Origin of the sequence: Brevibacillus sp. SIMBA_040 (assembly GCF_046535075.1) — a bacterium.
Classification (GTDB): Bacteria; Bacillota; Bacilli; order Brevibacillales; family Brevibacillaceae; genus Brevibacillus.
This window is the reverse complement of sequence record NZ_JAWRXI010000206.1, coordinates 1-267: the sequence shown is the minus strand read 5'-3', so window position 1 is coordinate 267 and position 267 is coordinate 1. Positions and strand designations below refer to the sequence as shown.

1 protein-coding gene is annotated in these 267 nt (G+C 33.0%); it reads right to left on the bottom strand.

Going from position 1 to position 267, the window contains the following annotated elements:
• Nucleotides 1–267 (bottom strand): hypothetical protein (locus tag SB752_RS32570; RefSeq protein WP_410719523.1); only part of this gene is annotated, 267 nt, incomplete at both ends.

Sequence of the window (267 nt, the reverse complement as noted above, 5' to 3'; positions counted from 1 at the left end):
ATCTTGGTCAGTTGACCTCGGATATCATAGGAGTAATCTATACTCTGCAGAGGTGTTGCGGTATTTATTCCACCAACTTTCTTATTTTTTAATTGTGAAAGCTCGTTATACTCATTTTGTGCTAAGATCTCTTCTGTGTTATTGTCAACTTTATGTTTCTGAACCAATAATCTGTTTTGATTATCGTAGGTAAAAGTTTGGATGATTATTTTTTCGGTATCTGTATTCAGCCTTTTATGGTATGTTTTGGATTGTTTTATAATACCC